This is a genomic window from Pseudomonas sp. HR96 (genome assembly GCF_034059295.1).
Classification (GTDB): Bacteria; Pseudomonadota; Gammaproteobacteria; order Pseudomonadales; family Pseudomonadaceae; genus Aquipseudomonas.
On sequence record NZ_CP139141.1, the window covers coordinates 5,065,888 to 5,082,924 of the forward strand.

Consider the following 17,037-nt stretch of genomic DNA (forward strand, 5'->3'; position numbering starts at 1 on the left):
TTATCGGAAAAAGTCCGCGTCTGTGAGGTGTACGACGGCGGATTTGGCACAATCGTTCAGCTTCGATGACCGCCTGGGGCCACTACCGATTCTCCCCACCCGGGCATGCTGGTATGATGCGCGGCTTTTTTCCGACCTCGGCAAATTTCACCAGCGCCCCGCGCTGCCTGTGCTTTGCTCAAGAGGTCGATTATTCACGGCGCCGCAGAGCGCCACGGGGAGCGGGCATGCTGGAACGGTTGTTTCAACTCAGAGCACATAACACCAACGTGCGCACCGAGATTCTCGCGGGCGTGACCACTTTCCTGGCAATGGCCTACATCCTGTTCGTCAACCCGAGCATTCTCGGCGCGACCGGCATGGACAAGGGCGCGGTATTCGTCGCCACGTGCCTGGCGGCAGCCATCGGCTCGACCATCATGGGCCTGATCGCCAACTACCCCATCGCCCTGGCGCCGGGCATGGGCCTGAACGCCTTCTTCACCTACACGGTGGTGCTGCACATGGGCCACACCTGGCAGGTGGCACTGGGGGCGGTGTTCATTTCGGCGGTGTGCTTCTTCCTGCTGTCGATCTTTCGCATCCGCGAATGGATCGTCAACAGCATCCCGCTGCCGCTGCGTTCGGGCATCGCCGCCGGCATCGGTCTGTTCCTCGCACTGATCGCCCTGCACGGTGCCGGTATCGTGGTCGGCAACCCGGCCACCCTGGTGGGCCTGGGCGACCTGAAACAGCCGGGGGCGATTCTCGCCTGCCTGGGCTTTTTCCTGATCGTCGGGCTGGAAGCCCTGAAGGTGCGCGGTGCGGTGCTGATCGGCATCCTCGTGGTCACCGTGGTGTCGATCGTCGGCGGCTTCAGCCCGTTCGGCGGCGTCGTCTCCATGCCGCCGTCGCTGCTGCCGACTTTCCTGCAGCTGGACATCAAGGGCGCGCTGGACATCGGCCTGGTCAGCGTGATTTTCGCCTTTCTGTTCGTCGACCTGTTCGACAACTCCGGCACCCTGATCGGCGTGGCCAAGCGCGCCGGCCTGATGGGCAAGGACGGCCATATGCCGAAGATGGGCCGTGCCCTGATCGCCGACAGCACTGCCGCCATGGCCGGTTCACTGCTGGGCACTTCGACCACCACCAGCTACATCGAGTCGGCGGCGGGCGTCAGCGCCGGTGGCCGCACCGGCCTGACCGCCGTGGTCGTCGCCGTGCTGTTTTTGCTGGCACTGTTCTTCGCGCCGCTGGCCGGCAGCGTGCCGGAATACGCCACCGCCCCGGCGCTGATGTTCGTCGCCGTGCTGATGGCTTCGGGCCTGGCGGAAATCAACTGGGACGACATCACCGAAGCGGCGCCTGTGGTCATCACCGCGTTGGCGATGCCGTTCACCTACTCGATCGCCACCGGCATCGCCTTCGGCTTCATCAGCTGGACGCTGATCAAGCTGGTCTCGGGCCGTGGCCGCGAGCTGAATGCGGCGCTGGTGATCCTGTCGATTCTGTTCGTGATCAAGCTGGGCTGGTACAACGCATGAGTGCCATGGCTTTCAATCCGGCGGATTACGAGCGCCAACTGCAGGAAAAGACTGCGCGCCTGCGCGAGCTGCTGGCGCCGTTCGACGCGCCGGAGCCGGCGGTATTCGACTCGCCACGCGAGCATTACCGCTTGCGCGCCGAATTTCGCCTATGGCGTGAGGACGGCCATCGCCACTATGCGATGTTCGCGCCCGGCGACAAGCACGTGCCGATCCTGATCGACGACTTCCCCATCGCCAGCCTGCGCATCAACGACCTGATGCCACGCCTCAAGGCGGCCTGGCAGGGCAATGCGGCGCTGAGCAACAAGCTGTTCCAGGTGGAGTTTCTCACCACCCTGGCCGGCGATGCCATGGTCACCCTGTGCTACCACCGCCCGCTGGACGAACACTGGCAGGCGGCTGCCGAGCAGCTGGCCAGCGAGCTCGAGGTCAGCCTGATCGGTCGTTCCAAGGGCAAGCGCCTGGTGATCGGGCGCGACTACGCCGAGGAAGCCCTGAGCGTGGCCGGCCGCGAGTTTCGCTACCGCCAGCCGGAAGGCGCCTTCACCCAGCCCAACGGCACGGTCAACCAGAAGATGCTTGGTTGGGCCTACGAGGCCCTGGGCCAGCGTGACGACGACCTGCTGGAGTTGTACTGCGGCAACGGCAACTTCACCCTGCCGCTGGCCACCCGGGTGCGCAAGGTGCTGGCCACCGAGATCAGCAAGACTTCGGTGAACGCGGCCCTGCACAACCTCGACGACAACGCCGTGACCAACGTGACCCTGGTGCGGCTGTCGGCCGAGGAACTGACCGAGGCGCTCAACGAGGTGCGACCGTTCCGCCGCTTGCAGGGCGTGGACCTCAAGGGCTATCAGTTCGGCAGTGTGTTCGTCGACCCGCCCCGCGCCGGCATGGACCCCGACACCTGCGAGCTCACCCGGCGTTTCGACAACATCCTGTACATCTCCTGCAACCCGGAAACCCTGGCGGCGAATATCGCCCAGTTGCACGACACGCATCGGATCGAGCGCTGTGCATTGTTTGACCAGTTTCCCTATACGCATCACATGGAGTCCGGAGTGTTGCTGGTCCGGCGGTGAGGATGGAGCGCCCCCCGAGACCGCCCGGCGGCCTCTCGGCGGGCCAACCCCTGCTATCTTCACGCACATATACATAGCCCCCTAACATAACCCCCTGACTTTTGTTGTACGATCTCTCAGTCCATTGCCCGCCGCGTCGACTGGGAGTCCCGCTTGAACACAGCCAGCACCGCCCCGCTGCCCCCTTCCCGCTCGCGCCTGATGGCGTTGCTGGTGGCCGGGGCGTTTTTCATGGAGAACCTGGACGCCACGGTGATCGTCACCGCGCTGCCGGACATGGCCCGCTCGTTCCAGGCTACGGCGGTAGACCTCAATGTCGGCATTACCGCCTACCTGCTGACCCTGGCGGTGCTGATCCCGGCCAGTGGCTGGATCGCCGACCGCTTCGGCCACCGGCGCGTATTCATGGTTGCGCTGGCGGTGTTTACCTTGGCCTCGGCCTTGTGCGCCGGTTCGCAGACGCTTTGGCAGTTCGCCGCAGCGCGGGTGCTGCAGGGCATTGGCGGGGCGATGATGGTGCCCGTGGGGCGCCTGGCGGTGCTGCGTAACACGCCCAAGAGCGACCTGTTGATCGCCACTGCCTACATCACCTGGCCGGGGCTGGTGGCGCCAGTGCTCGGCCCGCCGGTGGGCGGCTTCATCACCACCTACGCCTCCTGGCACTGGATCTTTCTGCTCAACCTGCCGCTGGGCCTGCTGGCCATGGCCTTCACCTGGAAACTCATGCCGGCCAGCGCCGGTGAAGTCGAGAAGCGTCCGTTCGATGTGCTCGGCTTCGTCATCTGCGCCCTGACCTGCGCCGGCCTGCTGTACGGCCTCGACAAGCTCGGCCAGAACCCCCGCGACTGGCACCCCTATGCGCTGCTGGCGACCAGTGCCGTGCTGCTGGTGGCGTTCTATTACCACGCCCGGCGCACGCCGGCGCCGCTGCTCAAGCTCGACGCGCTGAAGGTGCCAACCTACCGCGTGACCTTCAACGGCGGCTCGCTGTTTCGCGCCATGGTCAGCGCCCACCCGTTCCTGCTGCCGTTGATGTTCCAGCTGGGCTTCGGCTATGACGCCTTCACCGCCGGCCTGCTGGTGCTGACCCTGTTCGCCGGCAACATCGGCATGAAGCCCATGACCAATGCCGTGCTGCGCCGCTACGGCTTTCGCAGCACCTTGATCGGCAGCAGCCTGGTGCTGACCGCCTGCACCTTTTTCTGCGCGCTGATGACCCCGGCCACGCCACTGGCGCTGATCCTGCCGACCCTGTTGATTTCCGGCATGGCCCGTTCCATGGGCTTTACCGCCTACAGCAGCATGGCCTTCGCCGACATGCCGCAGCCGCTGATGTCTTCGGCCAACACCTTGTTCAGCATGACCCAGCAATTGGCATTCGGCCTCGGCGTGGCCTTCGCGGTGATCTTCCTGCGCATGGGCGAGTCGATTCTGGGCGTGGATCACGACACCCTGGGCAGCTATCACATCGCCTTCGCCGCCATCGGCGTATTGACCCTGCTATCGATGCTCGACCTGTGGCGCCTGCCGGCAAATGCGGGGGCCCACGTGACCGGCCACGCGGCGAATTGATCGGACGACCGGGGGAAAAATCCATTTGACGGAATTAACTAGTTAGTACAATTTAGCGCCACAGTACTGCCTACAATAACAACGGAGAATTCCCCCCATGAGTCGTACCGTATTGGCCGGCCTGATCGGCGCTGGCATCCAGGCCTCGCGTACCCCCGCTCTGCATGAGCGCGAAGGCGCGGCCCAGGGCATGGGCTACGTGTATCGCCTGATCGACCTGGACGCGCTCAAGCTGGACAACAGCGCGCTGCCGGACCTGCTGCTCAGCGCCCAGCGCATGGGCTTCACCGGGCTTAACATTACCTTTCCGGCCAAGCAGGCCATCATCCCGCTGCTCGACGACCTGTCCGCCGAGGCCCGCGGCATCGGCGCGGTGAACACCGTGGTGCTCAAGGACGGCCTGCGGGTCGGCCACAACACCGACTGCCTGGGCTTCGCCGAAGGCTTTCGCCGCGGGCTGAGCGACGCGCCACGGCGCAGCGTGGTGCAGATGGGTGCCGGTGGCGCCGGCGCGGCGGTGGCCCACGCGCTGCTGGCCGAAGGCGTCGAGCAGTTGAGCATCTTCGACGTCGAACCGAGCCGCGCCCAGGCCCTGGCCGACAACCTCAACGGCCACTTCCCCGGCCAACGCGCCAAGGCGGGCGAGGACCTGGCCGGCACCGTGGCCGGCGCCGACGGCCTGGTCAACACCACGCCCATGGGCATGGCCAAGCTGCCCGGCATGCCGGTGCCCAAGGCTCTGCTGCGCAAGGATTTGTGGGTGGCCGAGATCGTCTACTTCCCGCTGGAGACCGAACTGCTGCGCGAAGCTCGGGCCCTGGGCGCGCGCACGCTCGATGGCGGCACCATGGCGGTGTTCCAGGCGGTGAAGGCGTTCGAGCTGTTTACCGGCGTGGAGCCGGATGCCGAGCGGATGACGGCGCATTTTCTAAGTATGTAGTGCCAGCGCCTGCCCGGGAAGAAGGTCAGTCCTCGTTCCCGGGCAAACCCGGTCCTACGGTGCCAACCGAGACTGTTTCAAGCCTGCAAAAAGCGCAACACCGACTCGCAGATCATCTCCCGATGATGCCCGCGCAACTTCGCGTCACTAAAGTCGACCTGAAACAGCTCGCCAAAGGTGTGCTTGTTGGACACCCGGTAAAAACAGAACGAGCTGATCAGCAAGTGCACGTCCATGGCATTGAGCCCCGGGCGAAATACGCCGGCATCGGTCCCGCGGCGCAAGACACCGTCGAGCGCGTTGAGCACCGACTTGTTGAGCGAGCGAATGACGCTCGATTGCTTGACGTATTCGGCCTTGTACAAGTTCTCGTTGCACACCAGACGCACGAAATCGACATTGCTGTCGTGATGGTCGAAGGTGAACTCCACCAGCCGGCGGATACCCTCGACCGGCGTCAACTCCTCCAGGCGCAACTTGGCTTCGGTGCCACGAATATCGCCATAGACTTTCTCCAGCACTTCGACGTACAGCTGCTCCTTGCTGGCGAAGTAGTAATAGATCATCCGTTTGGAAGTTTGCGTGCGCTCGGCGATGGCGTCGACCCGCGCGCCCGCCAGGCCTTGCTGAACGAACTCGGTAATCGCGGCCTGAAGGATATTTTCCCGGGTCTTCTCCGGATTGTTCTTGCGGCTCTTGCGCGGCGCCGCTTCGGCGGGCTCGGCAGAAGCTTCTGTTGTTATTGTCATTACGGGGCTCACGGCCATCTACATGATGGCAATTATGGGGCGGCCGATACCAGCGAGGGAAGCATTGTATTGGAGTGCTTACAAGGGGCGTTCAGCCGAGCGCCCCTTGTTGCATCAGCGGTTACAGCTTGGCGTGGCGTACACCTTTGGCGCGGGCCTTGGCCATGGCCGACAGGCGCACCGCAACGTTGGCCGCGCCGTAGCCGGCGTACCCGCCGCGGCGTTGCAGCACTTCGAAGAAGAAGCGGTCTTCGAACGGCTCGGTGTACACGTGAAACAGCTCGCCGCCATTGGCGTCGCGGTCATACAGCACGTTGTAGTAGGCCAGCTCGCTGAGGAACTCGTCGTCGAATTCGAAACGCGCGGCCAGGTCGTCGTAATAGTTGAGCGGAATGTCCAGCAGCGCCACGCCGGCTTCCTTGGCCTTGCCGATGGCCGCGAAGATGTCGTCGCAGTCGAAGGCGATGTGGTGCACGCCCGAGCCACGGTAGGTCGACAGGGCGTGGGAGATGGCCGTGTTGCGGTTCTCCGAGACGTTCAGCGGCAGGCGGATGGAACTGCACTGGCTGCGCACCGCGCGGCTTTTGACCAGGCCATAGGGGTCGGGCAGCACCACCTCGTCGTCGGCCTTGAAGTCGAGCACGCTCTTGTAGAACAGCACCCAGCTGTCGAGGGTGTCCGGCGGGATCGCCATGGCCATGTGGTCGATGCGCTTGAGCAGGCCCTTGTCGGCGGGCGCCGGCTGCAGGCTGAAGTCGGTGTCGTAGATGGTGTGGCCTGGGGTGTTCTGGTCCACCAGGTAGATCAGGCTGCCGTCCAGCGCGCGCACGGCGGTCAGCGGGCTTTCGTTGGGGCCGACCAGGCCGCGGAATGGCTGGCCATGATAGGCCACCGCACGCTCCAGGGCCTTGGCGCTGTCCTTGACCCGAATCGCCGTGGCGCACAGCGAGGGGCCGTGGGATTCGAAGAAGTTGTGCGCGAAGGAATAGGGTTCGCTATTGAGGATCAGGTTGATATCGCCCTGGCGCAGCAGGCTGACGTTCTTCGAGCGGTGCTGGCCGGCCTTGGCAAAACCCAGGCGCTCGAGCCAGTGACCGAGCTTGGCACCCAGCGCCTCGTCCACGGCGAATTCGAGAAACTCGATACCGTCATAATGGCTTGCTGCCGGTGGGGCGAACAGGATGTCGAGGTTGGCCGGCGGGGTCGCTTGCTGCTCCAGCAGCTTGCGGGTCTTCTCTTCCAGGTACAGCAGCGAGCGCAGGCCGTCGGCGGCATTGGCCCGTGGCGGCGCGGCGCGGAAACCGTCGTTGAAGATTTCCAGCGACAGCGGGCCGCTGTAGCCGGTCTGGATGATGGGGGCCAGGAAGCCTGCCAGGTCGAACTCACCCTGGCCGGGGAAGCAGCGGAAATGCCGGCTCCACTCCAGCACGTCCATGGCCAGGATGGGCGCGTCGGCCATCTGCACGAAGAAGATCTTGTCGCCCGGGATGTCGGCGATGGCCGCCGGGTCGCCCTTGAGCGACAGGGTGTGGAAGCTGTCGAGCAGCACGCCGAGCGCCGGGTGATCGGCCTGGCGCACGATGTCCCAGACCTGCTGGTAGGTGTTCACGTGCCGGCCCCAGGCCAGCGCCTCGTAGCCGATCCGCAGGCCGCGCTTGCCGGCGCGCTCGGCCATCTGCTGCAGGTCGTCGACGATGATCTGGCGGTCGCCCATCGAGTCGGCTGCGGTGTTGCTGCACACCAGCACCAGGTCGGTGCCGAGCTCCTGCATCAGGTCGAACTTGCGTTCGGCGCGGTCGAAGTTGCGCGGCATGCGCTCGCGGCGGCTGCCTTCGAAGTCGCGAAACGGCTGGAACAAGGTGATGGCGATCCCCAGGTCCTTGCACATCTGGCGGATTTCCCGCGGACTGCCGTCGTAATAGAGCAGGTCGTTTTCAAAGATTTCGACGCCGTCAAAGCCCGCCGCGGCGATGGCTTCGAGTTTTTCCGGCAGCGTACCGCTCAGCGAGACGGTGGCGATTGAACGTTGCATGCTAGCGCTCCATTAGGCTCCGGGAAGCCAGCCTTTGGCCTCGACGGCGAGCCACTGTCGCAGAACGGTGGTACCCACGATCTGCGAGTTTAAGAATCCGATGCCGCCGATTCTATACCTGATTCAGCGACGTACGAACTAGTTAGTTTTTGTGCGATTATCGACCATTAAAGCCCTCCCACGAATTGACGATCCCTGCCCCAGTGTCCACCATCCCCTCCACTATTGAAGTCCGTGCATGGCCTGAACGCCAATCACCGGACTGTTCCACAGCCCGCCACCCATGGGCTTTGGACCGTGCAACAGCCATAACAATTTCAAGAAACGGGTAAGCCCAGATGATTTCACGAAGCACTTCGGTGCCTGCCGGTGAGGCTGCGGCCGCCGCCCCTGCCAGCGCCGACCAACCGGGTTTCAAGGCCATGTTCCGCGAGGCCATGGCCGTCGGCAAAACCCGCTGGGGCATGCTCGCCCTGGTGTTCTTCGCCACTACCCTGAACTACATCGATCGTGCCGCCCTGGGCATCATGCAACCGGTGCTGGCCCAGGCGATGAGCTGGACGGCGATGGATTACGCCAACATCAACTTCTGGTTCCAGGTCGGCTACGCCGTCGGTTTTCTCCTGCAAGGGCGGTTGATCGACAAGGTCGGGGTCAAGCGCGTGTTCTTCGGCGCCGTGCTGCTCTGGAGCCTGGCGACCGGTGCCCACGGCCTGGCCACTTCGGCGTTCGGCTTCATGATCTGCCGGTTCGTGCTGGGCCTGACCGAGGCGGCCAACTACCCGGCCTGCGTGAAGACCACCCGGCTGTGGTTCCCCGCCAAAGAGCGCGCCGTGGCCACCGGCATCTTCAACGCCGGCACCAACGTCGGCGCGCTGCTGACACCGATGCTGCTGCCGATGATCCTGCACGTCTGGGGCTGGCAGGCGGCGTTCCTCTGCATCGCCGTACTGGGCCTGCTCTGGGCGGCGTTCTGGGCCCTCAAGTACTTCAACCCCGAGGAGCATCCACGGGTCAGCGACAGCGAACTGGCCTATATCCAGGAGCAGGCCGAGCCGCCGCAGGCCGCCGTGCCCTTCCACCGCATCCTGCGCATGCGCGGCACCTGGGCTTTCGCCGGTGCGTTCATGCTCACCGCGCCGGTGTTCTGGTTCTACCTGTACTGGCTGCCGCCGTTTCTCAACCAGCAATACGCGCTGGGCATCAACGTCAGCCAGATGGGCATCCCGCTGGTGATCATCTACCTGTGCGCCGACCTCGGCAGCGTAGGCGGCGGCGTGCTGTCGTCGCTGTTGATCGGTCGCGGCATGCAGCCGGTACGCGCGCGGCTGCTGTCGATGCTGATCTGCGCGCTGGCGATCATCGGCGTGGTCTTCGCGGCCGGCGCCAGCCACCTGTGGGTAGCGGTGGCGGCAATCTCCCTGGCGATCGCCGCGCATCAGGCCTGGACCGCCAACATCTGGAGCGTGGTGATGGACTACACGCCCAAACACATGATGAGCACGGTATTCGGCTTCGGCGGCATGTGCGCCGCCGTGGGCGGGATGTTCATGACGCAGATCGTCGGCTACATCCTCACGGTGACCCACAACAACTACACCGTGCTGTTTCTGATCATTCCGGCGATGTATTTCATAGCCTTGGCCTGGCTGTTCGTCATGGCGCCACGGCAGGTGCCGGGGGCCGAGGGCAGCCGCTGAAACCGGGCTGGCGGTCTTTGGCATCCATGGTGGCCGGTTATCCAGACACCTTCACCCGCTTCTGCAACCAGGCCGCGGCCAGCCCGCTGAGGCAGATTACCGAAATGCCCAGCAAGGTCGCCGGCTCCGGCACGTGGTTGAACAGGATGAACCCCAACAGCCCGGCGAAGACGATCTGGCAGTAGCCGAAAGGCGCCAGCAGCGCCGGCGCGGCGTAGCGGAAAGCCTGGGTCATCAGCAGATGCGCGGTCATGCCGAAGCCGCCGAGGGCAACCATCATCAGGGCGTGGTACCAGGTCGGGGTCTGCCAGAAGAACGGCACCAGGGCGCTCATGATGATGCTGCTGATGATGCCGGCGTAGAAGTTGCTGGTGGTCGGGCTGTCCAGCCCGCTGAGCTTGCGCGTGAGGATCTGGTAGGCGCAGAAGCAGGTGGCCGAACACAGCGGCAGCAGGATGGCCGGGGTGAACAGTTCGCCGCCGGGGTGGACGATGATCAGCACCCCGCAAAAGCCCACCAATACCGCGACCCACTGGCCGCGGCTGACGCGCTCGCCAAGCAGCGGGACGGACAAGGCGGTCACCATCAACGGCGCCAGGAAGTTCACCGAAGTGGCCTCGGCCAGCGGGATGTACTGCAGGCTGGTAATGAAGAACAGGCTGGTGCCCAGCAGGCTGCAGGCGCGCAGCACCTGCAGCTTGAGGTTGCGCGTGCGCAGCACGCGCAGGCCGGTGTTGGGCACGAACAGGCCGAACATCAGCAGGGTGTGCGCCACGTAGCGTACCCAGATCACCAGCAGTACCGGATAGAACCCGGTGAGGTATTTGGACAACGCGTCATGGCTGGCGAACAGCATGGTGGCGAACACGATCAGCAGGATGCCCTTGAAGGGCTTGTTTGTTCCGTCCAGGGCTGCCACGGGTGGGTTCGACTCCGCTGATGAATGATGCGACTACCCGGCTATTTAGAACCCAGTTCCAGTTAACTTCAAGCTTGCGTGAAGAAAAATTTACTCACTCAGTGAAACAATTCCGAGGCCGGCGACGCCGCCGACAACTCCTCGGCACTGGCCAGCAGCGCCGGCGCCATGTCGGCCATCCGTGCCGGCGTGACCCGTGCGCTGGGGCCGGCAACGCTGAGCACGCCCACCACGTGGCCATCCACCGGGTGGCGCACTACGGCGGCGAGTGCCGACATACCCAGCGCCGAGCTTTCACAGACGCAGGCATAACCCAGCTCGCGGGCCACGCGCAGGTATTCGAGAAACTCGGCATTGCTTTTCGGGGCATTGGGGCCGAAGTCGGCGGGGTCGCCGAGGCCTTGCTGCTCGACTCGGGCCAGCGCCTGGGCGTCGCGCATGGAGGACAGCCAGGCATGCCCGGAGGCGGTGTAGAACAGCGGCGCATCGCGGCCCATGTCCGGGTCGTAGCGCAGGCCGGGACGGGCGCCCTGGGCTTTGGCGATCCAGGTCTGGCGATCGCCTTCGATGACACCCAGGCGCACCAGCTCGCCGGTCTGCTCGGCGAGCCGGTCAAGAATCGGCTGGACGATATCCGCGCCGCTGCTGGCCAGGTAGCGAAAGCCCATGGCGACCAGCTTGGTGGACAGGTGATAACGCAGGCTTTCCGGGTTCTGCCGCACATAGCCCAGGCGGATCAGCTCGGCGAGCATGCGGTGGGTAGCGCTTTTAGGGATGCCCAACTCCTCGGCCAACTCCTGCATGGGGGTGCCACGCGGGTTGCGGGTAAGGCTTTCGATTAGGCTGAACGCGCGTTCGATCTGACTGCCGGCCATCGGAGGGGTCCTGGAAAATCGGGCGATTCTACATGGGGCGTGTGCAAGCACAAACCATAGAATATGGAACCTGATTCCACAAGACCAAATGAATGGTATCGCGGGCCATGGCCAATCGAATCTGGCGTTCGGTGGTGCCCCGCTCGCCAGCTGCGCCGGCTCCTACGCGACCGTGCGGCGCTCCGGGTTGGCGTAGGAACCTGCGCAGCAGGCGAGGGGATCGCCTCGGTGGCCGTGTGGATAATCTGGTGGTATCGCGGCCCATGGCCAATCGAACCTGGTGTTCGATGGTGCCCCGCTCGCCAGCTGCGCCGGCTCCTACGCGACCGTGCTGCGCTCCGGGTTGGCGTAGGAACCTGCGCAGCAGGCGAGGGGATCGCCTCGGTGGCCGGGTGGATAATCTAGTGGTATCGCGGCCCATGGCCTATCAAGCCTGGCGCTCGGTGGCGCCCCCGCTCGCCAGCTGCGCCGGCTCCTACGCGACCGTGCGGCGCTCCGGGTTGGCGTAGGAGCCGGCGCAGCTGGCGAGGGGATCGCCTCGGTGGCCGGGTGGATAATCGGGTGGTATCGCGGCCCATGGCCTATCGAGCCTGGCGTTCGGTGGTGCCCCGCTCGCCAGCTGCGCCGGCTCCTACGCGACCGTGCGGCGCTCCGGGTTGGCGTAGGAGCCGGCGCAGCTGACGAGGGGATCGCCTCGGTGGCCGGGTGAATAATCTATTGGTATCGCGGCCCATGGCCTATCAAGCCTGGCGCTCGGTGGTGCCCCCGCTCGCCAGCTGCGCCGGTTCCTACGCGACCGTGCAGCTCTGCGGGTTGGCGTAGGAGCCGGCGCAGCTGGCGAGGGGATCGCCTCGGTGGCCGGGTGGATAATCGGGTGGTATCGCGGCCCATGGCCTATCGAGCCTGGCGTTCGGTGGCGCCCCCGCTCGCCAGCTTCGCCGGCTCCTACGCGACCGTGCAGCTCTGCGGGTTGGCGTAGGAGCCGGCGCAGCTGGCGAGGGGATCGCCTCGGTGGCCGGGTGGATAATCGGGTGGTATCGCGGCCCATGGCCTATCGAGCCTGGCGTTCGGTGGTGCCCCGCTCGCCAGCTGCGCCGGCTCCTACGCGACCGTGCGGCGCTCCGGGTTGGCGTAGGAGCCGGCGCAGCTGACGAGGGGATCGCCTCGGTGGCCGGGTGAATAATCTATTGGTATCGCGGCCCATGGCCTATCAAGCCTGGCGCTCGGTGGTGCCCCCGCTCGCCAGCTGCGCCGGTTCCTACGCGACCGTGCAGCTCTGCGGGTTGGCGTAGGAGCCGGCGCAGCTGGCGAGGGGATCGCCTCGGTGGCCGGGTGGATAATCGGGTGGTATCGCGGCCCATGGCCTATCGAGCCTGGCGTTCGGTGGCGCCCCCGCTCGCCAGCTTCGCCGGCTCCTACGCGACCGTGCAGCTCTGCGGGTTGGCGTAGGAGCCGGCGCAGCTGGCGAGGGGATCGCCTCGGTGGCCGGGTGGATAATCGGGTGGTATCGCGGCCCATGGCCTATCGAGCCTGGCGTTCGGTGGTGCCCCCGCTCGCCAGCTTCGCCGGCTCCTACGCGACCGTGCGGCGCTCCGGGTTGGCGTAGGAACCTGCGCAGCAGGCGAGGGGATCGCCTCGGTGGCCGGGATGGACACGCCTCCCACATCCCCCCTTCATATGCTCCAGAAGTCAGAAATCGAAGAACACCGTCTCGCCTTCGCCCTGGATACGGATGTCGAAACGGTATGCGGTCTTGCCGTCGACTTCGCAGCGCTTGGCGATCAGGGTCTGGCGGCGAGCCGGCTGCTCGATGAGGTTGAGCACCGGGTCCTTGGCGTTGGCCTCGGCCTCGTCGTCGAAGTACAGGCGGGTCTGCAGGTGGATGTTGATGCCACGGGCAAACAGGCTGAGGTTGATGTGCGGCGCCATCGGCACACCGGCAGCGTTGTTGACGACACCGGGCTTGACCGTGTGCAGGGTCCACTCGCCGCCGTCGAAGGTGGTGGCGGTGCGGCCGAAGCTGTTGAAGTCCTTCTCGGTGTCGTACTCGGTGTCGTAATGGCCATTGGCATCGGCCTGCCAGAATTCGAAGAACGAGTCGCGCACCAGGTGCCCGTTGCCGTCATAGACGTCGCCCAGCACCAGGATATGTTCGCCGGGGGCTCCGGGCTTGGCCAGCTGGTTCCAGATCTCGTGCTCGCGCGGTTCGATGCCGGCGGCCTTCAGCGCCAGGCCGATGTGCACATACGGGCCGGCGGTTTGCGACGGGGTTTCCTTGAGTGTTTGTACAGGCATGACGATTCCCCCTCAGCGGTTTTCGAAGTGAGTCTTGCGCTGACCGCGCAGGATGATGTCGAAGCGGTAAGCCAGGCAGTCCATGGGGTTGGCGTTGGCCATGTCCAGTTTGGCGATCAGGCTCTGTACGGCTTCGGGGTCGTTGATCGACTTGACGATGGGGCACATCGGAATCAACGGGTCGCCTTCGAAATACAGCTGGGTAATCAGCTTGGTGGCGATCGACGGCCCGCTGATGGAGAAATGGATATGCGCCGGGCGCCAGTCGTTGGGGCCGTTGCGCCACGGGTAGGGCCCGGGCTTGACGGTACGAAAGCTGTAATAGCCTTCGCTGTCGGTGAGCGTGCGGCCAACGCCGCCGAAATTGGGGTCCAGCGGCGCCAGGTAGCGGTCGTTCTTGTGCCGGTAGCGGCCGCCGGCGTTGGCCTGCCACATTTCCACCAGGGTGTGCGGGATCGGTTTGCCGAACTGGTCGCAGACGCGCCCGGCGATGATTACCCGCTCACCCACCGGCAGGCCGCCATGGTTGTAGTTCAGCAACAGGTCGTGGTCGTGCTCGCCAAACTTGAGGTGGGAGAAATTCGGCCCGGTGGTTTCGCTGACCGACTGCGGGATGCTCACCAAAGCCTGGCGCGGAGAGCGGGCAATGGAGGTCTTGTAGTCGGGGGTCAGGGCTTTGGGGTGCCAATTGCGATCACGGATGATGAAGCGACTGGTGTCCTGGGAAGACATGTCGTTCTCCTGTTATTGGAGTTATTAAAATGCCTGATGCAGGCCTGAAGACTAGTCTTGCTTAAACCCGATACAACGAACACTGAAAAGAACGGTCCGACCCATAACCGAATGGTTATGACGATAGACGATCCGAGGGTCCAGACATGCTATGGAAAAAAGGTCGGCAGAGTGACAACGTCGTGGATGCCCGCGACGACAGCGCAGGTGGCGGCGGTGGCGGCGGCTTTCGCATGGGCGGCAAGGGCCTGAGCCTGACGGCAGTGGTGCTGATCGTCGGCTTCGGCCTGTTGACCGGCCAGGACCCGATGCAGATCCTCGGCGAACTGACCGGGCAATCCAGCGGGCAATCCACGGGGAGCCAGCCGGCCAGTCCGGCCGCCAACAAGCCGCCGCCGGCCAATGACCAGCAGGCCGAATTCGTCCGCTCGATCCTGGGTGACACCGAAGACACCTGGCACCAGGTGTTCGCGCAGATGGGCCGGCAGTACAAGGACCCGACCCTGGTGCTGTTCCGCGGCCAGGTCCGCTCCGGCTGTGGCCAGGCGACTTCGGCCACCGGGCCTTTCTATTGCCCGGCTGACCAGAAGGTCTACCTGGACATGGACTTCTTCCGTGAGATGAGTACGCGCTTTGCCGCTACGGGCAATTTCGCCCAGGCCTACGTGATCGCCCATGAAGTCGGCCACCACGTGCAGACGCTGCTGGGCATCTCCGCCAAGGTCGACGAAGCGCGCCAGCGCGGGCAGCGCATGGAGGGCGCCAGCGGGTTGTCGGTGCGCCTGGAGTTGCAGGCCGACTGCTTCGCCGGGGTCTGGGCCAACAACGCCCAGAAGCGCCTGAACTGGCTGGAGCCGGGCGACGTGGAAGAAGCCTTGAACGCCGCCAACGCCATTGGCGACGACCGCCTGCAACAGCAGGGTCAAGGGCGCGTGGTGCCGGACTCGTTCACCCACGGCACCTCGGCGCAGCGGGTACGCTGGTTCAAGGCCGGGTTTGCCAAGGGCGATATCAACCAGTGCGACACCTTCGGCGCTGGCGCGCTTTAGGCAAGGATCGAACCGCTCGGGGGCTTGGCCCCCTTGCCCCTGCGGCTAGCTACGGATCATGGCGGCCAGGGCGTGGCAATCCACCGCATGCCAGTCGGCCAGTTCCGGCCAGGGGTTTTCCGGCAGGTTGACCAGGATCGCATGCACCCCAGCCGCTCGCGCGCAGTCCAGGTCGAAGCGGTAATCGCCGACCATGACCATCTCGCCGGGCGCCACGCCCCAGCTTCTGGCCAGACGCAGCAGGCCATCCGGGTCCGGCTTGGGCAGGGCCTCGTCGCGCCCGAGCACGTCCTGCTCGGCAAAGCAGTCGGCGATGCCGATGGCGGCCAGGGTGATATGCGCCAATTCGCGGGCGTTGCGGGTCAGCACCCCCAGCCGATAGCCACGTGCCGCCAGCTCGCGCACCAGCTCCACCGCCCCGGGCGCGGCTTTCGACGCCACGGCCAGCTCGCGCTCGTGCTCGAGCAGCCAGGCGTGCTTGGCCCTGCCCTCCTCGGCCGGCAGCGCCGCCAGGTGGGTCAGGATGTCGTCCTCGGCAGGGATGTCCAGCGCCCGGCGAATGGTAGCGAAGTCATGCACCGCAACGGTCAGGGTGCCGTCCATGTCGAACACCCAGTGGCGCAGGCGGGCCAGTGCGCTCATGCCCAGTCCTTGCGCTGGCGGATCAGGCCTTCCTGGGCCGACGAGGCCACCAGCTGCCCGGCACGGTTGTAGATGCTCGCCCGGCAGAAGCCGCGCGAGTTGCCGGCCCAGGGACTGTCGATGGCATACAGCAGCCACTCGTCGGCCTGGACGTTGCCATGAAACCACAGCGAGTGATCGAGGCTGGCCAACTGCATGTCGCGGCTCCACACCGACTTGCCGTGGGGCAGCAACGAGGTGGTCAGCAGGTTGAAGTCCGAAGCGTAGGCCAGCAGGTATTTGTGCAGGGCCGGCTGCGCTGGCAGGCTGCCGTCGGCACGAAACCAGACGTACTTGACCGGGTCGGCCGGGGTCGGGTTGAGCGGGTCGCGCACGGTCACCGGGCGCACCTCGATCGGCTTGGCGCACAGCAGCTTTTCGCGCATGCCGGCCGGAATCAGATGGGCCACCTGCTGCATCAGCTCAAGCTCCGTGGGCAGGTTCTCGGGGCCGACCACCTGGGGCATCGCCGCCTGGTGTTCGAACCCGGCCTCGTCGTATTGAAACGAAGCGCTGCAGGTGAAGATCGGGTTGCCTTTCTGCACCGCCGTCACCCGCCGCGTGCTGAAGCTGCCACCGTCGCGCACCCGGTCGACCATGTACACCACCGGCGTCGAGGCATCACCCGGGCGCAGGAAGTAACCATGCAGCGAATGCACGTGGCGCTCCGGCTCGACCGTCTGGCTGGCCGCCGACAGCGACTGGCCCAGCACCTGGCCGCCGAATAGCTGGCGAAAGCCGAGGTCCTGGCTGCGCCCGCGAAAAAGGTTTTCCTCGATAGGTTCAAGGGTCAGCAAATCGACCAGATCGTCCAACACATGGCTCATTCGAACTCTCCCTGCCGCCGCCTTGGCACAGTCACAAAACGATCATGATACAAAATGT

Annotated in this window: 13 protein-coding genes and 1 pseudogene; 6 read left to right on the plus strand and 8 right to left on the minus strand. The window is 65.1% G+C overall.

Features of this window, described 5'->3' with window-relative positions; translation table 11 throughout:
• Positions 1–227 precede the first annotated feature (227 nt).
• From SFA35_RS22730 to SFA35_RS22745, 4 genes are all read left to right on the plus strand, one after another.
• Positions 228–1,523 carry an NCS2 family permease gene (locus tag SFA35_RS22730; RefSeq protein ID WP_320572919.1) on the plus strand — a complete coding sequence of 432 codons (1,296 nt, stop codon included), beginning with the start codon at positions 228–230 and terminating at the stop codon, positions 1,521–1,523.
• Positions 1,520–2,608, plus strand: coding sequence for a tRNA (uridine(54)-C5)-methyltransferase TrmA (trmA, locus tag SFA35_RS22735; RefSeq protein WP_320572922.1), 1,089 nt, complete (start codon positions 1,520–1,522; stop codon positions 2,606–2,608). The genes SFA35_RS22730 and trmA overlap by 4 nt, the downstream gene beginning before the upstream one ends.
• 201 nt (positions 2,609–2,809) lie before the next feature.
• The gene (locus SFA35_RS22740) at positions 2,810–4,180 is read left to right on the plus strand and encodes an MFS transporter (RefSeq protein WP_320579194.1); all 1,371 of its coding nucleotides are present in this window, start codon (positions 2,810–2,812) and stop codon (positions 4,178–4,180) included.
• A gap of 97 nt (positions 4,181–4,277) precedes the next feature.
• Positions 4,278–5,120, plus strand: coding sequence for a shikimate dehydrogenase (locus SFA35_RS22745; protein ID WP_320572924.1), 843 nt, complete (start codon positions 4,278–4,280; stop codon positions 5,118–5,120).
• A 77-nt stretch (positions 5,121–5,197) separates the two neighbouring features.
• Here SFA35_RS22745 and SFA35_RS22750 read toward each other — a convergent pair whose 3' ends face one another.
• Both SFA35_RS22750 and quiC read right to left on the minus strand, forming a co-directional pair.
• Positions 5,198–5,869, minus strand: coding sequence for a TetR family transcriptional regulator (locus SFA35_RS22750; protein ID WP_320572926.1), 672 nt, complete (start codon positions 5,867–5,869; stop codon positions 5,198–5,200).
• 121 nt (positions 5,870–5,990) lie between these two features.
• Entirely contained in the window at positions 5,991–7,901 is a 1,911-nt protein-coding gene (gene quiC, locus SFA35_RS22755; RefSeq protein WP_320572928.1) for a 3-dehydroshikimate dehydratase QuiC, read from the minus strand.
• Positions 7,902–8,329: 428 nt separating this feature from the next.
• Here quiC and SFA35_RS22760 point away from each other — a divergent pair.
• Positions 8,330–9,601, plus strand: a pseudogene (locus SFA35_RS22760) (MFS transporter); the annotation flags it as partial.
• A gap of 37 nt (positions 9,602–9,638) precedes the next feature.
• Here the strand turns inward: SFA35_RS22760 and SFA35_RS22765 are convergent.
• The 4 genes from SFA35_RS22765 to pcaH all read right to left on the minus strand — a co-directional run bounded on the left by SFA35_RS22765 (position 9,639) and on the right by pcaH (position 14,422).
• Positions 9,639–10,520 (minus strand): DMT family transporter, encoded by an 882-nt coding sequence (locus SFA35_RS22765; protein WP_320572930.1) that lies wholly within the window; start codon positions 10,518–10,520, stop codon positions 9,639–9,641.
• Between the two features lie 98 nt (positions 10,521–10,618).
• Positions 10,619–11,395, minus strand: coding sequence for an IclR family transcriptional regulator (locus SFA35_RS22770; RefSeq protein ID WP_320572932.1), 777 nt, complete (start codon positions 11,393–11,395; stop codon positions 10,619–10,621).
• A gap of 1,689 nt (positions 11,396–13,084) precedes the next feature.
• Positions 13,085–13,690 (minus strand): protocatechuate 3,4-dioxygenase subunit alpha, encoded by a 606-nt coding sequence (gene pcaG, locus SFA35_RS22775; RefSeq protein WP_320572934.1) that lies wholly within the window; start codon positions 13,688–13,690, stop codon positions 13,085–13,087.
• Between the two features lie 12 nt (positions 13,691–13,702).
• Positions 13,703–14,422 (minus strand): protocatechuate 3,4-dioxygenase subunit beta, encoded by a 720-nt coding sequence (gene pcaH, locus SFA35_RS22780; RefSeq protein WP_320572936.1) that lies wholly within the window; start codon positions 14,420–14,422, stop codon positions 13,703–13,705.
• Between the two features lie 146 nt (positions 14,423–14,568).
• Between pcaH and SFA35_RS22785 the strand changes: the two genes are divergently transcribed.
• Entirely contained in the window at positions 14,569–15,471 is a 903-nt protein-coding gene (locus SFA35_RS22785) for a neutral zinc metallopeptidase (protein ID WP_320572938.1), read from the plus strand.
• Between the two features lie 45 nt (positions 15,472–15,516).
• Here SFA35_RS22785 and SFA35_RS22790 read toward each other — a convergent pair whose 3' ends face one another.
• Positions 15,517–16,113, minus strand: coding sequence for an HAD family hydrolase (locus SFA35_RS22790; RefSeq protein WP_320572940.1), 597 nt, complete (start codon positions 16,111–16,113; stop codon positions 15,517–15,519).
• Positions 16,110–16,979 carry an acyl-CoA thioesterase II gene (tesB, locus tag SFA35_RS22795; RefSeq protein WP_320572942.1) on the minus strand — a complete coding sequence of 290 codons (870 nt, stop codon included), beginning with the start codon at positions 16,977–16,979 and terminating at the stop codon, positions 16,110–16,112. The genes SFA35_RS22790 and tesB overlap by 4 nt, the downstream gene beginning before the upstream one ends.
• Positions 16,980–17,037 lie beyond the last annotated feature (58 nt).

Coding starts and splice junctions, on each gene's coding strand:
- SFA35_RS22730 (WP_320572919.1), top strand. CDS start 228: ATGCTGGAACGGTTGTTTCAACTCAGAGCACATAACACCAACGTGCGC.
- trmA (WP_320572922.1), top strand. CDS start 1,520: ATGAGTGCCATGGCTTTCAATCCGGCGGATTACGAGCGCCAACTGCAG.
- SFA35_RS22740 (WP_320579194.1), top strand. CDS start 2,810: ATGGCGTTGCTGGTGGCCGGGGCGTTTTTCATGGAGAACCTGGACGCC.
- SFA35_RS22745 (WP_320572924.1), top strand. CDS start 4,278: ATGAGTCGTACCGTATTGGCCGGCCTGATCGGCGCTGGCATCCAGGCC.
- SFA35_RS22750 (WP_320572926.1), bottom strand. CDS start 5,869: ATGACAATAACAACAGAAGCTTCTGCCGAGCCCGCCGAAGCGGCGCCG.
- quiC (WP_320572928.1), bottom strand. CDS start 7,901: ATGCAACGTTCAATCGCCACCGTCTCGCTGAGCGGTACGCTGCCGGAA.
- SFA35_RS22770 (WP_320572932.1), bottom strand. CDS start 11,395: ATGGCCGGCAGTCAGATCGAACGCGCGTTCAGCCTAATCGAAAGCCTT.
- pcaG (WP_320572934.1), bottom strand. CDS start 13,690: ATGCCTGTACAAACACTCAAGGAAACCCCGTCGCAAACCGCCGGCCCG.
- pcaH (WP_320572936.1), bottom strand. CDS start 14,422: ATGTCTTCCCAGGACACCAGTCGCTTCATCATCCGTGATCGCAATTGG.
- SFA35_RS22785 (WP_320572938.1), top strand. CDS start 14,569: ATGCTATGGAAAAAAGGTCGGCAGAGTGACAACGTCGTGGATGCCCGC.
- SFA35_RS22790 (WP_320572940.1), bottom strand. CDS start 16,113: ATGAGCGCACTGGCCCGCCTGCGCCACTGGGTGTTCGACATGGACGGC.
- tesB (WP_320572942.1), bottom strand. CDS start 16,979: ATGAGCCATGTGTTGGACGATCTGGTCGATTTGCTGACCCTTGAACCT.